Origin of the sequence: [Clostridium] celerecrescens 18A, assembly GCF_002797975.1 — a bacterium.
In the GTDB taxonomy this organism is placed as follows: Bacteria; Bacillota; Clostridia; order Lachnospirales; family Lachnospiraceae; genus Lacrimispora; species Lacrimispora celerecrescens.
In genome coordinates this window covers 5,204,316-5,222,037 of record NZ_PGET01000001.1, presented here as the reverse complement: position 1 = coordinate 5,222,037, position 17,722 = coordinate 5,204,316, and the positions used below count along the sequence as shown (strand labels likewise).

Below are 17,722 nucleotides of genomic sequence, written 5' to 3'. Positions count from 1 at the left end.
TAGCTGCCGTAAGTTTTTACGGCAGGATTACCTGCTTCCATGTACTGAGGTTGTGTTGGAAACAAACTCATCAATGAACAGTTCTTCGCTTCGCAAAACCTCTTTGTTATACTGCAAAAGCTTCTTTTCTTTCAGCTTTTCAATGGAAACCACTTCTTTTCTGGCCTCCACCACTTCCTCCCGCTTTTGCTCTTCTTTTCTTTGCAGCTTCTGAAGTACTCCTTGTTCGGCAATAATTTTCTTCTGCATGAAGGTAATATAGGTTTCATATTCCTTCATCATATTAACAGCGATGCCCTTACCTATCTCTGCCTTAAACCGGGTACAGGCATCATTTCTTCGGTCCGACAATTCCTCAACCTTTTGTTCCTGCCTTACCATCTTATCCACGATCTGGGCGTGTTCACTCTTTAAATTATCCAGGACCTGGTCCTTATAATTCAATACTGTATTAAGTGGAAAATTAAACTTCTTCATGCTCCCCTTCCCCTTTCAACATCTATGATAAGATCATCCTCATTTTCTTTAAGACCTCTTCATAACTGGCTTGCTCCTGAATTCCCTGACATAGGAACTGATTGATCTTATCAATTTTAGATATAGCCATATCAAGCTTTGGGTTGGTGCCGCTCTTATAAGCACCAATCGAAATAAGATCCTCATTCTTCTCATAAAGACTTAATATATCCCGGATCTGGGAAGCTAAGTTCCGGTGTTCCTCTGAAACGATGTTGGTCATCAGACGCGAAATACTCGCACTTACGTCAATAGCCGGGAAATGGTTGGCATTGGCCAGCTTTCGGCTCAGTACGATATGGCCATCCACAATCCCCCTTACCGTATCGGCGATGGGCTCATTGGTATCATCACCCTCCACCAAAACCGTGTAGATTCCTGTAATGGAACCTTGTCCAAAGTTACCGCTCCGTTCTAGCAGCTTTGGAAACTCCGCATAAATAGAGGGAGTATAGCCTCTTGCCACCGGAGGCTCTCCGATTGCAAGTCCTATCTCTCTCTGTGCCATAGCAAACCGGGTCAGGGAGTCCATCATAAGCAATACATCCTTGCCCTGATTCTTAAAGTATTCAGCTATGGTAGTGGCAACCAATGGACACTTCATACGAAGCATCGCCGGTTGGTCTGAGGTGGCCACCACCAGTACGGAACGTTTCATTCCTTCCGGTCCTAAGTCTTTCTCTATAAATTCACGGACTTCTCTTCCACGCTCCCCTACCAGAGCCACTACGTTAATATCTGCCTTTACATTCCTGGCAATCATGCCAAGCAAGGTACTTTTACCAACTCCACTGCCTGCAAATATTCCGATACGCTGGCCTTTTCCAATCGTATTTAAACCGTCAATAGCTTTGACCCCGAATTCCAGCTTGTCCGTAATTGGTGGACGGGTCATGGGATTGATATAAGGATTTTCTACGTAATAGTACCGGGGAGATTCAAAAGGTCCTTTTCCATCCATTGGTTCTCCCTTTGCATCGATGATTCGACCTCTTAAAAAATCTCCTACCGGTACCTTCAACCTGCGTTTTGTATTCCGGACAAAGCTGCCCGCTGCAATTCCATTCATATTTTCATAGGCCATAAGCTGTATTTTGTCATCCTTAAAGCCCACCACTTCCACCGGTATCTGCTCCTGCCGGTCTTCATTGTAAATATAGGCTATGTCTCCGATACTGGCCCTTCCTCCAGAGGCTTCCATGGACATCCCCACAATGTTTTCAATCTTCCCGATATGGTCGATTGTCTCAGTCTTCGTAATGAGATCCGTCAATTCCTTAAACATGCAGGCTCCTCCTGTTACAGTCTGGCGTTATTAAGTATTCCTTTTATATTTTCCAGCTGTGTATTCACGCTGACATCAATAATCTCCTCCGGAAGCTCAATGATACAGGCTCCATCCTCCTCATGATCCATAGCAATGATCTTGATATTCCCGGAAATGTGAGACAATTCACTTAACAGTCCCACATCTCCCTGTATCATCATCCCTGCATCCCTTTGGGATACATAAATTTTCATCCACTGGGTTTTCTTAAGCTTTCCCGCAGCAGCCACGATCATGCGTTTAATAATCTCTCCGCTAGAGCGCAGACTGGTCTGAATCACCTTTTCTGCAATCGTCAGAGTAACCTTTTTTAAATCGTCAATATATTTGTCCAGTAACTTTTCTTTTTCTTTCGTAACGCTTTCAATCGCGTTTTTCATGGCTTCCAGAAATTCTTCCTCGCGCGCATCAAGGACCTCTTTATGGGCTTCGTAGGCTTTACGGAAACCTTCCTCATATCCCGCGTCATATCCGGCCTGACGGCCTTCCTCCATTGCCTGAGCGCGGAGTTTTTCCCCGTCCGTCCTGGCCTGATTGAGGATATCTTCTGCATCCGTCCTGGCCTGGTCCAAAATCACCTGTGTCTTCCTTAAAGCATCTTCGTATAATTCTGTGGTTTGAAGATACCTGTCATATTCTTGGCCCGCAGACTCCTCCTGCCCATTTTCCGTTTCCGGATTCCCGTTTTCATTTACCTTAATATCTTCAAATTCCCTGGTAAATCCGTATTCCAGAACACGATCCGTCATCTGCACGGACTTTATAATATTAGACAATGACATCATCCTTTCCGCCCTTATTGATGATCAGCTCGCCTTCTTCTTCCAGACGTCTAATGATACCGACAATCCGCTGCTGAGCCTCTTCTACATCTTTTAAGCGTACATTAACTGTAACTTCCATATCGGACTGGATGCTTTCCTTCATACGAGTTGACATATTGGAGAAAATAACTGATGTAATCTGCTCGTTTGCATTCTTAAGGGCATAGACCATGTCACGCATATCGCACTCTCTGATAAAGCGCTGGATAGATCGGTTGTCCATGGTAATGATATCCTCGAATACGAACATCTTCTTGCGGATAGTATCCGCCAGTTCTGCATCCTTTCTTCCTAGTTCGTCGAAGATGAGCTTTTCGTTGCTCCTGTCTATGTGGTTCATGACGTTTGCTATGTAATCAACACCACCTACACTGGTGTAGTCGGTAGTAAGGATGCCGGAGAACCGTTTCTTGATCTCCTCTTCCACAATTTTAATTCCTTCAGGAGATGCACTTTCCATTCTGGCAATAGACTCTACGACCTGCATGCGCTTTTCAGGGGCAAGCTCTGAAATAATCTGGGCCGCCATCTCTTCATTTGTATAAGAAAGTACCAGTGCAATGATCTGGGCTCTTTCATGCTGCAGGACGGAAAGCAAGTTCTTTACATCGCTCTTCCGAATAAATCCAAAAGATCTGGATTTCAGAGACTGTGTAACCTTTTGAAGCAAGCTGTTGGCTGTACTTTCGCCGAAGGCTTTTTCCAGAACAGTTCTTGCATACTCCAGGCCACCGTCAGTCACTACCTTTTGAGTAAGACAGGTCTTGTAAAACTCATCTAAAATGGCTTCCGTCTGCTCTGCTTCCACATGTCCAAGCTTTGCCACTTCAAGGGTTAATTTCTCAATCTCGTCTTCACTTAAATACTTATATACTTTTGAAGCCTTATCCACTCCCAGTGAAACAACCACTGTCGCCGCTTTTTGTTCGGGGGTTAGATTAACCATTGTTACCGCCTCCATTCAACCATGTTTTCAGCAGCTGAGCTGATATCTCAGGGTTCTGCTCAGCAAAATCGCGGACGCATTGGCGCAGTTCTGCTCCCCTGTCTTCTTCAGGCTCCAGAATCTCCTGTTCTACTTCCTCCTCTGGCAGTTCCACCATATCCGGCAGCACCGGAACATCTTCCTGGCTGATTTCCATGGCTTCCATAAGATTGTTTCTCTTCCTTCTATTTCTCACCGCCAAAATGATAATCAGAGCGATAAGAAGTACTCCTGCCAGAGCTGCAATCAGAATCCACTGATTAACCAAAATGCCGCTGGTGCTTGCTTCCACAGGAGTTTCAGGCGCCTTGGGTACCTCCACAGTATAGAATGGCGCCGCCACGGCAGTTATCTTTTCCGCACGATCTGCCTGAGGGATTCCAGCCGCATTTCCAGCCAGATCCCGTATGTCGTCAATCGTCATGCTTCCGAATCCTGTTCCATTTACCACTACGGAAACAGTCAGGTTTTCCAAAGCTCCAGGATTGACTTGACCCTGTTCTTTTATCTGGTTTAATAGATATTTTCTGGTAAGGCTGCTGGAGCCATATGCATTCTCTTCAGCCGTTCCACCCGCATTATACTGCGGAATGTCTGCATTGGCCTCTGAGCCGGCCACACCGGAAGCATTCTGCCCACTTCCGGAATATTCCTTGAATATGGATTCTTCGGAAGTAAGACCTGTCTTATCTTGTTCATCTATCTTTTCGGGTGTGTTGTATACAATGCTCTCCCGAATCAGCTTTTCCATATTGACCGTGCCTTTTACAGATACCCGGACATTGCCGTTTCCGTATACAGGGCCTAGGACATTTAATACCTTTGCTGAAATCTGGTCTTCGATCAGCCTTGTGATTTCTTCTCCAGCCTTGCCGGTGTTGATGTCCTCATCATCGGAACCAGTGGTAACTTCCCGTCCGTTTCCGTCAAATACAGAGACATTGTCAATAACCAATCCAGGGATACTTCTGGATATAAGAAGCTGGATGGACTTTGCCTGCTCCTCTGTCGGAGATCCTCCATCTTTCATAACCACAACAGCCTGGGCGCTGGGCTCCTGTGTCTTGTCATCAGACAGTGCATATTTGGAAGGTTCTCCCAAAGCTAAGGTTACATATGCCTCCTGCACGCCATCAAAGACCTTAATTGTGGAACCGATTCTGGTTTCCAGATCATAAAGTTCAAACCTTCTCCGGTCTGAATCCGTAGTCATCAAATTTACATTATTTCTGAATACATCATATGTAAAACCACTTTTCGGATATCCTTCCGAAACCAACTTTGCTCTGGTAGTATCCAGCTGGGGCGTAGGTACCAGAATGTCACCGTTTTGATACTGATAATCAATTCCGTCTTCCTGTAATTTTCCGATGATCTGTTTGGCTTCTTCGCTGCTGACACTTGGGAACATTACCTCGTATGGCTTCTCCCGCATGGACAGCGCAATCACAATTGCTCCCACCACCACCACCACGCCAACAGCGCCGATGATTATGGCTTTTTTTACTTTATCATTCAGTTTTTCTAAAAGTTCCTTTATCTTTTCCATCGCTACCGTCCGCCCTGTTATCTACTTAAACGCTGATTCTTATAATCTCATTGTAGGCTTCCAGTGCCTTATTCCTAAGAGATGATAAGAGTTCTACAGATAACTGGGCTTTTGCCGCTGCTGCCGGCACGGTATGTGCATCGTCAATCTGACCTGTTGACAGCAGGTATTCCTGTTTCGTCAAATCATCATCTGTGGTTCTTACGTTCTGAATAGCTTCGTTAAATATATCACGAAACACCGAACCTCCATCCTGTCCGGTTGTCACTTTCTTTTCGCTTCCTATATTCCCAATGGACTCCACTGGGATCATAGGCCTTATAAACATCTGCTCCATCTCAAATACCTCCCGTTTTAACCTTTAATTACTGTACGAAGTCTGCTAATTTCACTATTCAATGCGCTCAGCTGATACTGATACTGAAGCGTTGTCCTCGCCAGTTCCACATTCTCCACATCCGTGTTGACATTATTACCGTCCATTCTTGCTGATTCATCCCTTGTTTCATGGATATAATGTCTGGAACTGCCTATGGCCTCCCCGATGTCTTTTGACGTCCCCTCTCTTCCAGCCAGCAAACGTTTGCGGAATTCGTCCTCAAATGTAACATAACGGGCCTTATAGCCTGGGGTTTCTCCATTAGCAATATTATTCAACGTTACCTGCTGCTTTGACCACAGATAATCCAAAGTTTTCTCAGCCATTGAAATGCTATTCCCAAATATACCGTTCATCCGATTGTTCCTCACTTTCATTCCCCTTGGTTATAAGGAATTATCCTTGGTTACAAAAAAATTACCCCTTTTCAGTTAAATTTCGACAGGTTTTTTGGTTTTTCCCTGTTTTTCTGTAATTTTTCTTACTATATTCTACATTTATTTACAGATTTTGTCAAGAAAGTTGAAAGGAAAATTTCTTAATATCGTAAGAAAGTGATACAAATGAAAAAATCCTGATTTTGGCAATGATCGTTCTGTTACCAGAACAGGACGATTATCCAAAATCAGGATATTATATTTACAGCAAAGACCTTTCAATTATACTCTTTATTTTGGTAGAGCTTGTCCCTTCTGTATATGGAAAAAACACCAGGTCAGCTCCCTGTTTTTCCAGAAATGTTTTCTCTCCTAGCCAGTCGGGATTATCCTTATAATCACTTCCTGAGAACTGGCAGTCGAAGTGATACAATCGATAAGCATCCTTGGTTCCACCATAGTGGAGTGGAATTTCAACTGCTTCATCTACATATTTACAGGTACGGACTAACTCTATTCTTTCATGAAACGGGATATATGGCTCCGTTTTTTTATATTTCCTGACACCTTCATCCGTCACTACGCCCACAATCAGATAATCACATTGCTCTTTTGCCCTCTTGAACATATTCAGATGTCCAATATGAAACAAGTCAAATACACCTGCAATATAACCGGTATGGTACTTTTTGGGCAGTGAATCTTTCGCTTTGGAAAGAGCCGGTATCATTTCCGGTTTTCTAGGATATTCTGCGTTTGTATCATAGATGCAATAATCTTCTACTCCCATTTGCTGTAACTGGTGTACAATGGCAACATAGTTCTTAATGCATATAATAATTCTGCGCTCCTCTTTTGGTATATCTTCAATGATTTGAGGAGACAGAATCTCGATCCCTTCCAGCCTGCTTCCCCATTTAGACTGATTATTATCAACAATAGCATAAATCTCATATTGTTTTTGAAATTGTGCGAGAAAACGCTTTGTAAAATTACCGGAACCAAATAGTAGTATTTTCTTTTTCTCTGCATTTCGAAATATATCTACAAAAATTCTTTGATACTCTGAAACAGAATAATTAATTCTCTGCCTGTTTGTGTGAATGGTCTCCATATTGCGCTGGAATTTTTCATTAAAGCTTCTTAATTCTCTTTGGTTTCTTAGCTTAGATGTAAATTCTGCAGCCATACGATGCCAGAACTCAAGATTATCGTTCAAGCCATACTTTTCATAAAAATATTTTCTTGGAAGTATTGCCTCCATCTCCAGATCGCCTGCATAAATTATTTCAATTGCTCTAAGAATAATGGCGTTGGCCGGATAATTTTCTTCATAAAATTCCTGATCGTAAAAAATATATTTCCCATTTTCATAAAAGCAATTAAGAGGGACCAAATCCACGTACCCTTTTCTTAAAATAATCCCCAGCCCTTTCTCTGATTCTTCTGCCTCTATATGCTCCGAAGACTGTAGTATAAAACCTAGAAACTTATCTACTTCTTCTTTAAACAATACCAGATTTTCTTTCGCCAACCTGCGAAGATGGGACAATGCAGTTTCACCATATACATAAGGCATTCGATAGGAATAATTATTGCATTCTCCCACCAGAACATTCAGCCCATGGCTCCTTAAATCCTCCTCATTTTCCTTGATTTGTTGCAGCTTGTGCTTTCCTTCCTCATACAAGGCCCGCTTCTCTACCACATGATTATTCCTGATGATCGTTGCCATGGCATTCTCCCTGCCCCGGTCCATAGAAATAGTCACATGATCCACATTCTCAAATGTGTTGTCTTTTGAACATTCTATTAAAAAAGAATTGGCCATTGCATGAAACATACCGTTCTTAATGATGTCCTTATAAAGATACTCCTCTTCAAGAAATACGGTATCTGGGTAACGGTACATGGGAAAAAGCCTTATATCTAATTCTTCCACAGGAAGATAGTCTTCGGAATAAACTAACTGAGGCAGCTCCAAGTTTGGTAAAACCGAATAGAATTTCCTCTCTGTCCACCCTGACAAATCTAATAAAGTGCAGATTTCATATTTGGAATAATTACGTCCCTTGAGATTCTTCCTATCCTCCTTCAAAACTCTGCGGTAATTCTCAATTCCATCAAAGTTCCTGTTGGTAAAGGGGTCTCTGTCGCCACAAAAATACCGCAGTCCCAGACGGTTATCCATACCAAGAAGAAGTCTTCCGCTGCTTTTTAACAACCCTCTCCATCGGGAAAGCGCCTGCACCGGATCTGCAAGGCGCTCTGCCATACCTATTACGACAATATAATCAAAGGTTTCTCTATTTTGGTTTATAAATGCTTCACATAGAGAGGTAGTCTCATCAGTGCAAGAAACCTCCTTGCATTTTTCTTTTAAGAGCTCTTTGATGCTGTTTTCCTTGTCCCCAATAAAAAGAACCTTTCCTTCCGAAAAGAAATTATACCAGTTAAGCAGTCCTTTGGGCATGTCCCAAATTATCTTATCAACATTCATTGTCGCCTCCAAATAAAAAATACTGATTACTCTTTATTATCCAAAACAGCCATCATGTATTCATGCACCTTTTCACCGCAAGTACCATCTAAATTAGCGGCCAGTGTTGATAATTCTTCAAGCTGTCTTACCCGGACATCGTTCAATCTTTCATGAACCAGATCCTCCAAAAAGCCTTCAAATGAGAATATTCTGCTTTCTCTTCGGAAAAAGCCGGACTTTTTTTCCATCTTTTCAAAGCCATCTTCACCCTCTGTCAGTTTTGAATAATCATTTTCAGTTAGGGTGGGATAGAACATTTCATATGTTTCATTTTCTACATGGATCATGGCTGCAGCATCGTCACAATTTCTCTGTACGATTATGACATCCTGATCCTTTTTTGCACCAAAGTCGCTGGATAAGAAAAATTTCGGATTATAACCGTTCGCCTTTTCTTCTGCCTTCTTCCAGAAGTCTTCGATCAAAAGAGTGGTTTCACCTGTTGTTTTGTTTAATTTTATCATGCAATTGGAGTATCCCGGAACAGACACCACCCATTTACCCATATCTATTAATGATAAATGTGGCAAACTCCTGCCCTGTATTGTTCCAGGCCAAGAACGGAAACCTTCTGGCATATGGTAAGTCTTGACCTTTCCAGAACGTCTATCCCATCTGATAATATTGCCGTTGTTCACCTCGGCAAGCCATAAGTAACGTTCCTCTGCTATGATTCCCGAATAGCTATTTTCCTTATTTCCTACAGGGCAGATCGCATATGTTCCGTCTTCCATGTCAAACCGCAGAATACAATTAGTATAGGTAGCACTGATCCATATGTCTTTACCGCATACTGAACATCGGAATGTAACTTCACGCCCAGCGGCGTTTTCTTTATTCAGTTCTTGTATACATTCTGAATGATATTTCCATTCTCTTGTTTCTGAATTATACTCTGCAATATAATCATCTATCATAGGAAGATAAAATACTTGATTGCCGTAGGTCACAATTTGGCCGCACAGTGCGCTCTCATCCATATTCGCTTCCCCAATCAGTTCCATCTTTTGGGAATCCGTATCATATATTGCAGGACGTCCGGCAACACCCGGAGAAAGAAAAAAACTATTTCCTGCCTCCGCGAGAAACGGATATGTGCCGTACCATTTGGGCTGTTCCTTCACACGATCTACATAATGCATTTGCCTCACGTTGTCATCCATATAAACAAGGGCATTATAACGGTTGGTAGTAAACCATATCTGATCTCCATGTTTTACCATATCCGTTATATGGAAGATTCTTTTCTCCTCCTCAGTAAAAGCATTTATGATGTGATTATCAAGAATAAAAATCGGTTTTCCTAATGCCCCGAAAAGATTGACTACTGAACTGCTCTCTTCACCTATGTAACCATCGGATATTGCGACTGCTCTTGATATATCAGGAGTTTCATCCAATATGCCAATCATATTCTCAGTAAAATATTCTTTCAAGCCATTGTATTCAGCCAGCAAATGAGGCCTCATGGATTTGATAGTTGCTTCCAGAAGAGGGTGGGGTCTCCATATTAGTGCTACTTTGTTCTGTATGTTTATCGTTTTGCAAAGACTCTTGATTTTTTGCAGATAAATGCTTCCATCCTGCAAAAAACAACCGATGCTGGTATTTAACATCAATATCTTTTTCCCATTAAGCAGCGGCTTCCAGTGTTCAGGGAGAACAGAACCTTCCTTGTAAAGCCTAATTACCTGATCCAACTTAGGGGATCCAAAAGGCAAGATTTTATCATAATAGTACATGCCCGAGCAAAATCCTTTAGCATATTCTGACTGCACTATCATATAATCCATGTGCTGATAAACAGGCAACCCCAAGTGTTCCTTGTCAAAAAAACCGGAAGTAACATAGTAGGGCACATATACCAATTTTCTAATATGCTTCTTCAGTTCTTCAGAATAAAATTTCTGATCCACTCTCGTGATCAGATTGCAATCATCATAAGGATTATGGATATAAGCTACATCAGGCTGATTCTGCTCCAAAGAATAGTCATGGTAGTGGATAACAGGAATTTCCTCCGGGAACTGGTCCCCTTCATAGTGATATGTCCATCTATTCATTTTTGAATTAAATTCGTAATAAGGTATGGGCATCACATAACATTCACATTGCTCATCCTCTCTGCAGGCACGCCAGATGCTCTCCAAACTGTCCCACATAGAAGCCTTATAGGGCATAAAGACTATATGATTAGTGGAAGGAATCTCTGCCAGCAAAGCTTTTACTCTATTTATAAGTTCATCTAATATAGATACCTTATCTTGGCAATTTGTTTCTTCCTGCAATTCTGACAGATAAAAAGCTTCTTCACAGTATTCTTCAAGAAGAGAGACAATTCGTTCATGATCTGATGAATCCTTTTCCAGCGCTTCTCCTACCGCAATGGCTGCATCTTGACTATCTGAAAGCAATTGGATTATTTGTTCTTTATCCGTTATCATGGGTAACGCTCTTTGTAATTGCTCCATAGAATCCAGTAGATCCATGAGCTGTTTCTTGATAAATGTACGCATATTCTTCTGCTCCCCTTTTGTATTCTAACACACATTTCACTTGATTATTTATTCCTCTGATTTTCTTACATTTATCCTTTGATAATACATCTTGAGAAGGTCTTCTCTCTTAATAATAATTTCACTAAATGATAAGCATAGCTCCCATTCCCAATACTCCCATTATTATTCACACATTCCCAAAAATGCTTTTGATTTTCTGTTTGCCGAAGATATATCAAATTATCCGATTGGCTCTCAAACGGCACAAAACATATTTTTTTTTCAAAATCTATATCCAAAAATGCTTCTGCTATCGATTTATCTTCTGTATACATGGCTATAAACAAATTGTCCCAGTTTATTTTTTCAAGCCTCCTATTCCAATTTTCCTTTGCCTTGTCTGGAACTTTTTCATGACAACAATGTACCTCTACATCATCCAAACGCATAACTGGATACTGCTCTTTACTATTGATATCTATAGCAAACTTTGATAGCTCAAAAGGACATCCCAAATAATATCTGATATCACTTAACAACTTAAGGTATTCTCTCTCAGCTATAAAAAGGTTCTTAAATGGAGAAAGGCATTCTAAGCCCAAAGTAGCATACGCAATACCTCCCCAACAGTTATCTGATATTATACTAATTCTGCTATTCTTTAATTTAATATATTCATAAAAATCAAAACAAGGAATATCTAAAATTTTATATGGTAATATTTTTTCTCTGGGGATTCCTAACTCTAATGCTTCATTTATGATTTCCTTTTCCCCTTTTTTACTCATAATTATTAAATAATCAAAGATAATACCTCTAATTTGTTTTTTTTCTATAAGCGGATATCCATCTATCCTATCTATAAAAGAGTAACCTTTTGCAGTTGCTGCTACTATTTCTATTTCATTTTTATATTCCAGATACTTTAATGTGTTGACATACTTATTATATATTGCACCAATTCCCCATATGATTATATTAAATTTCATAGTACCTTCCCCTTTTCCTCATTGGCATACTTTTTCCAAGGTAGTATCATTCAATAATATAGGTAATTCTTTAATACAATAGTCATGCTTATAAAGCCATACCGTCAATAGACGTTCTGCAAAGAAACCAATTGCCCTTTTACTATAATCATCATATGGAGTTTCATCAAAATTCTCTGCTGCAGGAATAATAATTGAGAAAAGCCATTCGCAATATCTATCAAGCACTTCTTTTTTTGTAATGAACATATTACACGGGAAAAATGCATATCCATCCATTACTTCTATAAAGCTCTCAATATAATCAGGTTGCCATTTCATAATCGCATTAATCACTAATTGTTTTGCTCTGTTAAATGCTTTAACATCCATTGAACTTTCTAAATGTTTGCTAATTGTCATCGGATAGGTACTAGTGGCGTTAACAACTATTATATCATATTCTTCCAAACAGAATCTTACCTCTTTTTCAGAAAGAAGATTTTCCCCATTACTCAGCTTAAAGAATCTCCTATAATGATTTAATCCCACTATTTCCTCATTTGCATGTTTCCACATCCAATATAATCCTGTGCATTCATTTATTTTCTGATTCAAATAAGAAATATTATCTCCATCTTCTTTAAGATAAGAAATATTATTGTTTTGTTTACTCCCTAGCCACAAAGTGACATAAATATCTGAATTAGGTGCGTTATAATCTTTATGGGTAGCGACATAAATTGAAACTGCTTCTTGCTTTTGGAAAATTACTAATTGTAAATCTAATCCCCCTATATAATGTGTAAAATATCCCTCCCTGGTTTTTACTTTTAAGCGTTCGTGCCCAAATTTATTAACTGTAAATATCAAAAATTTAAAGATATTCTTATATGAGTACTTTTTCGCTTCAAATTTATCTAATATACATTCTAACGATGCTTCATCTCGTACTTCGCCAAGCAAAATAGCTTTACTTTTTTCTCTTTTTTCCCAAGTAATGTCAGTAAATTCTTCCCCCATGACATTCGTATTGCTTAAGATACCATGAGAGTAAAAATATTTCTTACTATTCGCTATTGAATGTATTCCAAAATTCCGACAAGATTCCAATAGGGATCTTGGTTCCCAAGGTATTTCTTCAAAATACCTTTTTTCACTCATTATTTGTGATTCCGGTATTTGCAGTGTTTCGGTAAGCTGAACATATATTTCTTTAGCAATCATATATCCAGTACATATGACAATAAAATCATACTCCAAAGTTCTAATTTCTTCAGGTCGAATAACCTGAAAACCAAAATATTTCTCTCCCTTATCAAAAGCATGATTATCCGTCACAGCTATCACTTTAGCAAAGTCAAATTGTTTTAACCGTCTTTGGAATATATTCCCCATGCCAAAGACAATTATTTTTTCGCCTACCATCTTTTCCCCCTGTTAAATTGAATTATTCTTACTTACCTGCCATACTCAACAAATCATTTATATTATTCATCAAGTTGTTTTTAAACTGATTTAAGGAAAAATAATCCTTATATATATGATATGCCCCTTCCCTAATATCAGACAATTTCTCTTTATTATTAATAACCCATAGCATCTTTTCTGCCAAATCATCAGCATCTCCTGACTTGCAAATTAAACCGTTTTTATAAGGCTCTACGATCTCGGCAGTTCCTGTCGATTCAGACATAATGCATACCTTCTTCAGCATCATTCCCTCCGTCAATACTACAGGAAGTGGGTCATATAAAGAAGGACATACGATTACATCAATATCTGAATATAGTTCCATTACCTGCTCATGACTTAGTCCACCAAATACTCTTACATCTTTTAATTTTTCAAACCGTCTTCTATCACGTTCTCCAATCTCTCCGATTATCCAATATTCAACGCAATTTTTAACCGATGATATCTTTTTTGTTGCTTCTACAAAGATCTCCTGTGCCTTCCTTTTCCCAACAGATCCTATGATTGCAAAAATAAACTTACCTTCCACCTTACTCTCATACTTATTGCTTTCATAAGGGATTCCGTATCTCATCCTTTTTATTTCCGCATTATAACTCTGATAAAATGCAGTATCCACACACGTACTGACTGAATAAGGATAAATATTTTCATTCAATATATACTTCATTCCACTTATTCCTAAACTGTCATAAACATCCTTATCCTCATGCAGCCACCACAAGACTGGCTTATTCAATGTTGCCATCTCATTTATATTGGAGGAAAATATAAGCGTATTTACAAACAATAAATCAAATTCATCAAAAAATTTATATATCTCCAAATTGTCAGCAGATATATCATTGCATATTACAACAGAAATACCCAATTCCAGAAAATCGTATTTTAATGGCCCATCCAACTTTGAAAAAACAGAAACGTTATAATAATCCTTAAGCAAGGATGCCGCATAATAAAGTACCAGAGGCGCCCCTGTCAGGCAAAAGTCGTGTGAACACAATAAGATACTTTTTCTATTGTTCTGTCTTTTTTTCTTGCAGAAATACTTTATTTCATATAGATTTTCTAAAAATCCTTTGTGCTCTATATCGATAATACGAGAATCTGAAACTCCCTCACGTAATAGCTGTTCCCTCATTTCCTTATGGTGGATACTCATTATAACTATATAATCATAACTATATTGATGAATGTTGGCTGGAGATTCAATGATAACACCATCAAAAACCGCTCCTTGCTTATTTGGATCGTTATCTAAAAAAGCGATGATCGGAAGCTTAGAAAGTTCATGCTTATAGTGTTCATACATTTTACCAGTACCAAATATTATTATTCTCATAATATCACCCATCTTCATATTTATTTAATGTTTCATTTATAAAAAATCAAATTGATTCTTATGCTCCAATAATATAATACTAAGAACCTCATATCTCATTCAATATTTCTGCCAGTGAAACTACAGGGTAATCTACCATCTCTTTTAACTTAGTCCAAATTACATCATAATCAAACGTCGCTGTTACAACGATTGCATCAACCTGAGGTAAACAAGCAGCCGCACTTTTTATATCAATACCTGGATATACCAATTGTGTATTTTGATCAATGGCATATAATACCCTAATTTCCGTCTGTTTCAATTCTTCCATAAAATGCTTGCCCATAACACCCAATCCATAAATGGCAATCTGATAATATCCATGCTTCATCAAATACTTGCTAAGATTAATATTATCTTCCTTTAATTGCATCCAGCGATGTAACAAATAATAATACTCTTTAAACTTATTATATCGGTTCCACAAATCAGCGTTTATATCTTCCATATTCCCGGGGATTCCTTTATCGACTATCCCAACCGATGTTAATTCCACTTTTTCCTCCTGAGTATCTACTCTTAATTTTTCCTTAACGGATTTAAGTGCTTCCAAAAAGGCATATCCTCTTTTCTTATCCGGTTCAAGGTACATCCCCTCTCCCCATTCATTAAAAGCATTAATAAATAGGAATTCATTTTTAAGTGAAAGATTCTTTTGAGCCAATTTATAAAGATATTCTTGAAAGATCTCAACAGATGTATTAATAAAAGCTACTCCCTGTCCTCCCCTTCTAGGCGTATCATCATAATCTACAAATCCCCCAAAATACGTTTTTAATCCTTTTTTCCCTCCAGCAATCATTACATTATTCCATATGGTTTTATAGTCAAAGCATTTGACACCATTTTTATATTCACACTCTAAATGATTACTACTTATGATAGGATTCCAATAAGCACCTGGACCGCTAAAAAGGACTCCATCCATTCCAATTTTTTCCTTACTGCTATTTATTCCTAAAACAAAAATACCTCCCAGGTTTTCTTTTTCAGCTAATTTTCTCCAGTAATCAATCATTTCTGTAAAACAGGCCATCTCATCCGTCTTGTATACTAAAAATACAGGCTTATTGTCTATTTTGATATAACGGCTATCTTGAAAAAATGGAAGCAGATATTTAAAATGGTCTTCCCATTCCTTCTCTCTCCCATATTTTTGTTCTAATAAAATGCCATCCCCTTCGGGGTAACGTTCCTTTTCTTTTTCAAACCATGTAAATTTATCTCCCAGTTTACTCCATGACCGTGCCCATGATGTATTATCCCAACAAAAACAGAAAGGCATATCGACATCTTTCCAATTCAATAAATTTTCTGCCGGTTTTTCTAATACCTTCCGTCCATCCTTAAAGTAATAATGGTAAAAGCAAAAACCATCCAAACCATATTTTAACGCTAAATCTGCTTGCCATTTCATAGTTCTCTTCTGCAATAAATCATAATAATTATCGTTTAAAGGCTCTCTTGGCTGGTAATGCCCTTCGAACAGCCTATCCGCACCTTTTGCTGCTGTCCATTCTGTGAATCCTTCTCCCCACCACTGATCATTAACAGGTGTCCTATGGAACTGTGGTAAGTACATAGCAATCGTTTTTATATCTTTCATCATAAATTCCTTATTTTATATTTTGTTTACTATATTTAACATACTTTTCAGCCTTATAAGCTGGCATAACAATACTAACGGTAAAATATTTACTGCTTATCACCTAGTAAACTTATACTATCTTTGCTTCGCTAACTCCCATTTTTATCAGTTCTATCTTAATTTGATCAAAAATATTCTTAACTGAGTTACACAAAACAATGTAATCATATTCTACATTTAAAATATCATCCACATCTTTTATTTCATATCCTTTATTTCTATATGACAGACTGTTTTTATCCACCCATAAAATGACTTCACAATAATTAATTTTCTTTATCTGGTGAAAATATGTACTTCCTACTACTCCGGCTCCATATAGAATGATTTTGCTTCCTTTACTTACCTTATCAAACGGAAAAATGTATTTAACTTTTTCCGTAATATCATTATAATATTTTTTTCTGATGCTTACTGAATGCATATAAAAATATTCCAACTGTTTTCCCAGTTCAAGAGAAGCGTGGGAGAATACCTCTTTCAAGTGCTGGTACAACATAAATAGTTTTTCAAAATATTCCTCATCTATAATATAGCTTGCCAATAAATCTCGGTTTCTTTGCCTATGAAAATAATATTGTTCATCAACGACAACCATGGATTTGATATTTAAAATATACGGATACAATATAGCTACATCTTCACCATAATGAAATATATAATTTTTTTGAATTAGTTTTTTCATCAAACGATATATCTTTTCTCTAACAAAAATTTTGGTGCACAAGGAAGGATCCATACCAAAACTTTCAGAATTAAAATTCCAAAGCATTTTAGGAAGTAACTTTTCATTGATTTGAATATGATTATAAAAACCAGCTTCTATTAGATCAACATCTATCTTTTTTTCATTTTCTGAATAATATCTGATTATCCCTGATGATATGAATTCGGCATCATGCTCCAGTAATCTTCTCATTAATCGCTCATACATATCCGCTGCGATCCAATCATCACCATCTACAAATGTTACATAGTCTCCCTTTGAATTTCTAACTCCATCATATCTTGCCTTTATTACTCCTTCATTTTTTTTATGTATAATCTTTACCCTGGAATCCTTGAATACAAATTGGTCGCAAATCATTCTGCTGTTATCTTCTGAACCATCATCAACAATTATAACTTCCAGATTTTTATAACTTTGCATCAAAACACTGTCAATACATTGTTCCAGATATTGTCCTACATTATAAGCCGTAATAATGACACTTAACAAGTCTCTCATTAGTTCCTGCTCCTACACATA

Annotated in this window: 14 protein-coding genes; all 14 read right to left on the bottom strand. The window is 38.3% G+C overall.

The features are described 5' to 3' along the window. Positions 1-27: 27 nt before the first annotated feature. Positions 28-477: a flagellar export protein FliJ gene (gene fliJ, locus H171_RS23685; RefSeq protein ID WP_100307312.1), complete on the bottom strand. Its 450-nt coding sequence runs from the start codon at positions 475-477 to the stop codon at positions 28-30. Between the two features lie 22 nt (positions 478-499). Beyond that, positions 500-1,801: a flagellar protein export ATPase FliI gene (gene fliI, locus H171_RS23680; RefSeq protein WP_100307311.1), complete on the bottom strand. Its 1,302-nt coding sequence runs from the start codon at positions 1,799-1,801 to the stop codon at positions 500-502. A 14-nt stretch (positions 1,802-1,815) separates the two neighbouring features. Continuing rightward, positions 1,816-2,619, bottom strand: a complete 804-nt coding sequence (locus H171_RS23675) for a FliH/SctL family protein (RefSeq protein WP_157803218.1) — start codon at positions 2,617-2,619, stop codon at positions 1,816-1,818. Further along, complete coding sequence (gene fliG / locus H171_RS23670) at positions 2,612-3,613, bottom strand: flagellar motor switch protein FliG (protein WP_242977067.1); 1,002 nt, start codon at positions 3,611-3,613, stop codon at positions 2,612-2,614. The genes H171_RS23675 and fliG overlap by 8 nt, the downstream gene beginning before the upstream one ends. After that, entirely contained in the window at positions 3,606-5,201 is a 1,596-nt protein-coding gene (gene fliF, locus H171_RS23665; protein ID WP_100307308.1) for a flagellar basal-body MS-ring/collar protein FliF, read from the bottom strand. The genes fliG and fliF overlap by 8 nt, the downstream gene beginning before the upstream one ends. Before the next feature lie 25 nt (positions 5,202-5,226). Then, positions 5,227-5,538 carry a flagellar hook-basal body complex protein FliE gene (locus tag H171_RS23660; RefSeq protein WP_100307307.1) on the bottom strand — a complete coding sequence of 104 codons (312 nt, stop codon included), beginning with the start codon at positions 5,536-5,538 and terminating at the stop codon, positions 5,227-5,229. Between the two features lie 17 nt (positions 5,539-5,555). Continuing rightward, complete coding sequence (flgB, locus tag H171_RS23655) at positions 5,556-5,906, bottom strand: flagellar basal body rod protein FlgB (RefSeq protein ID WP_242977066.1); 351 nt, start codon at positions 5,904-5,906, stop codon at positions 5,556-5,558. 313 nt (positions 5,907-6,219) lie between these two features. Then, a complete protein-coding gene (locus H171_RS24710; RefSeq protein WP_242977065.1) occupies positions 6,220-8,457 on the bottom strand; it encodes an adenylyltransferase/cytidyltransferase family protein in 2,238 nt (745 codons plus the stop codon). 26 nt (positions 8,458-8,483) lie between these two features. Beyond that, complete coding sequence (locus H171_RS23645; RefSeq protein WP_100307305.1) at positions 8,484-11,015, bottom strand: NHL repeat-containing protein; 2,532 nt, start codon at positions 11,013-11,015, stop codon at positions 8,484-8,486. Positions 11,016-11,086: 71 nt separating this feature from the next. Beyond that, a complete protein-coding gene (locus tag H171_RS23640) occupies positions 11,087-11,986 on the bottom strand; it encodes a DUF1919 domain-containing protein (RefSeq protein WP_100307304.1) in 900 nt (299 codons plus the stop codon). A gap of 18 nt (positions 11,987-12,004) precedes the next feature. Next, positions 12,005-13,393, bottom strand: coding sequence for a DUF4422 domain-containing protein (locus H171_RS23635; RefSeq protein WP_100307303.1), 1,389 nt, complete (start codon positions 13,391-13,393; stop codon positions 12,005-12,007). Between the two features lie 28 nt (positions 13,394-13,421). After that, the gene (locus H171_RS23630) at positions 13,422-14,783 is read right to left on the bottom strand and encodes a glycosyltransferase (protein WP_166433652.1); all 1,362 of its coding nucleotides are present in this window, start codon (positions 14,781-14,783) and stop codon (positions 13,422-13,424) included. Positions 14,784-14,871: 88 nt separating this feature from the next. After that, positions 14,872-16,434: a glycoside hydrolase family 99-like domain-containing protein gene (locus H171_RS23625; protein WP_100307301.1), complete on the bottom strand. Its 1,563-nt coding sequence runs from the start codon at positions 16,432-16,434 to the stop codon at positions 14,872-14,874. Positions 16,435-16,543: 109 nt separating this feature from the next. Then, the gene (locus H171_RS23620) at positions 16,544-17,701 is read right to left on the bottom strand and encodes a glycosyltransferase family 2 protein (RefSeq protein ID WP_100307300.1); all 1,158 of its coding nucleotides are present in this window, start codon (positions 17,699-17,701) and stop codon (positions 16,544-16,546) included. Positions 17,702-17,722 lie beyond the last annotated feature (21 nt).

Coding starts and splice junctions, on each gene's coding strand:
- fliJ (WP_100307312.1), bottom strand. CDS start 477: ATGAAGAAGTTTAATTTTCCACTTAATACAGTATTGAATTATAAGGAC.
- fliI (WP_100307311.1), bottom strand. CDS start 1,801: ATGTTTAAGGAATTGACGGATCTCATTACGAAGACTGAGACAATCGAC.
- fliG (WP_242977067.1), bottom strand. CDS start 3,613: ATGGTTAATCTAACCCCCGAACAAAAAGCGGCGACAGTGGTTGTTTCA.
- fliF (WP_100307308.1), bottom strand. CDS start 5,201: ATGGAAAAGATAAAGGAACTTTTAGAAAAACTGAATGATAAAGTAAAA.
- H171_RS23660 (WP_100307307.1), bottom strand. CDS start 5,538: ATGGAGCAGATGTTTATAAGGCCTATGATCCCAGTGGAGTCCATTGGG.
- flgB (WP_242977066.1), bottom strand. CDS start 5,906: ATGGCTGAGAAAACTTTGGATTATCTGTGGTCAAAGCAGCAGGTAACG.
- H171_RS24710 (WP_242977065.1), bottom strand. CDS start 8,457: ATGAATGTTGATAAGATAATTTGGGACATGCCCAAAGGACTGCTTAAC.
- H171_RS23645 (WP_100307305.1), bottom strand. CDS start 11,015: ATGCGTACATTTATCAAGAAACAGCTCATGGATCTACTGGATTCTATG.
- H171_RS23640 (WP_100307304.1), bottom strand. CDS start 11,986: ATGAAATTTAATATAATCATATGGGGAATTGGTGCAATATATAATAAG.
- H171_RS23635 (WP_100307303.1), bottom strand. CDS start 13,393: ATGGTAGGCGAAAAAATAATTGTCTTTGGCATGGGGAATATATTCCAA.
- H171_RS23630 (WP_166433652.1), bottom strand. CDS start 14,783: ATGAGAATAATAATATTTGGTACTGGTAAAATGTATGAACACTATAAG.
- H171_RS23625 (WP_100307301.1), bottom strand. CDS start 16,434: ATGATGAAAGATATAAAAACGATTGCTATGTACTTACCACAGTTCCAT.
- H171_RS23620 (WP_100307300.1), bottom strand. CDS start 17,701: ATGAGAGACTTGTTAAGTGTCATTATTACGGCTTATAATGTAGGACAA.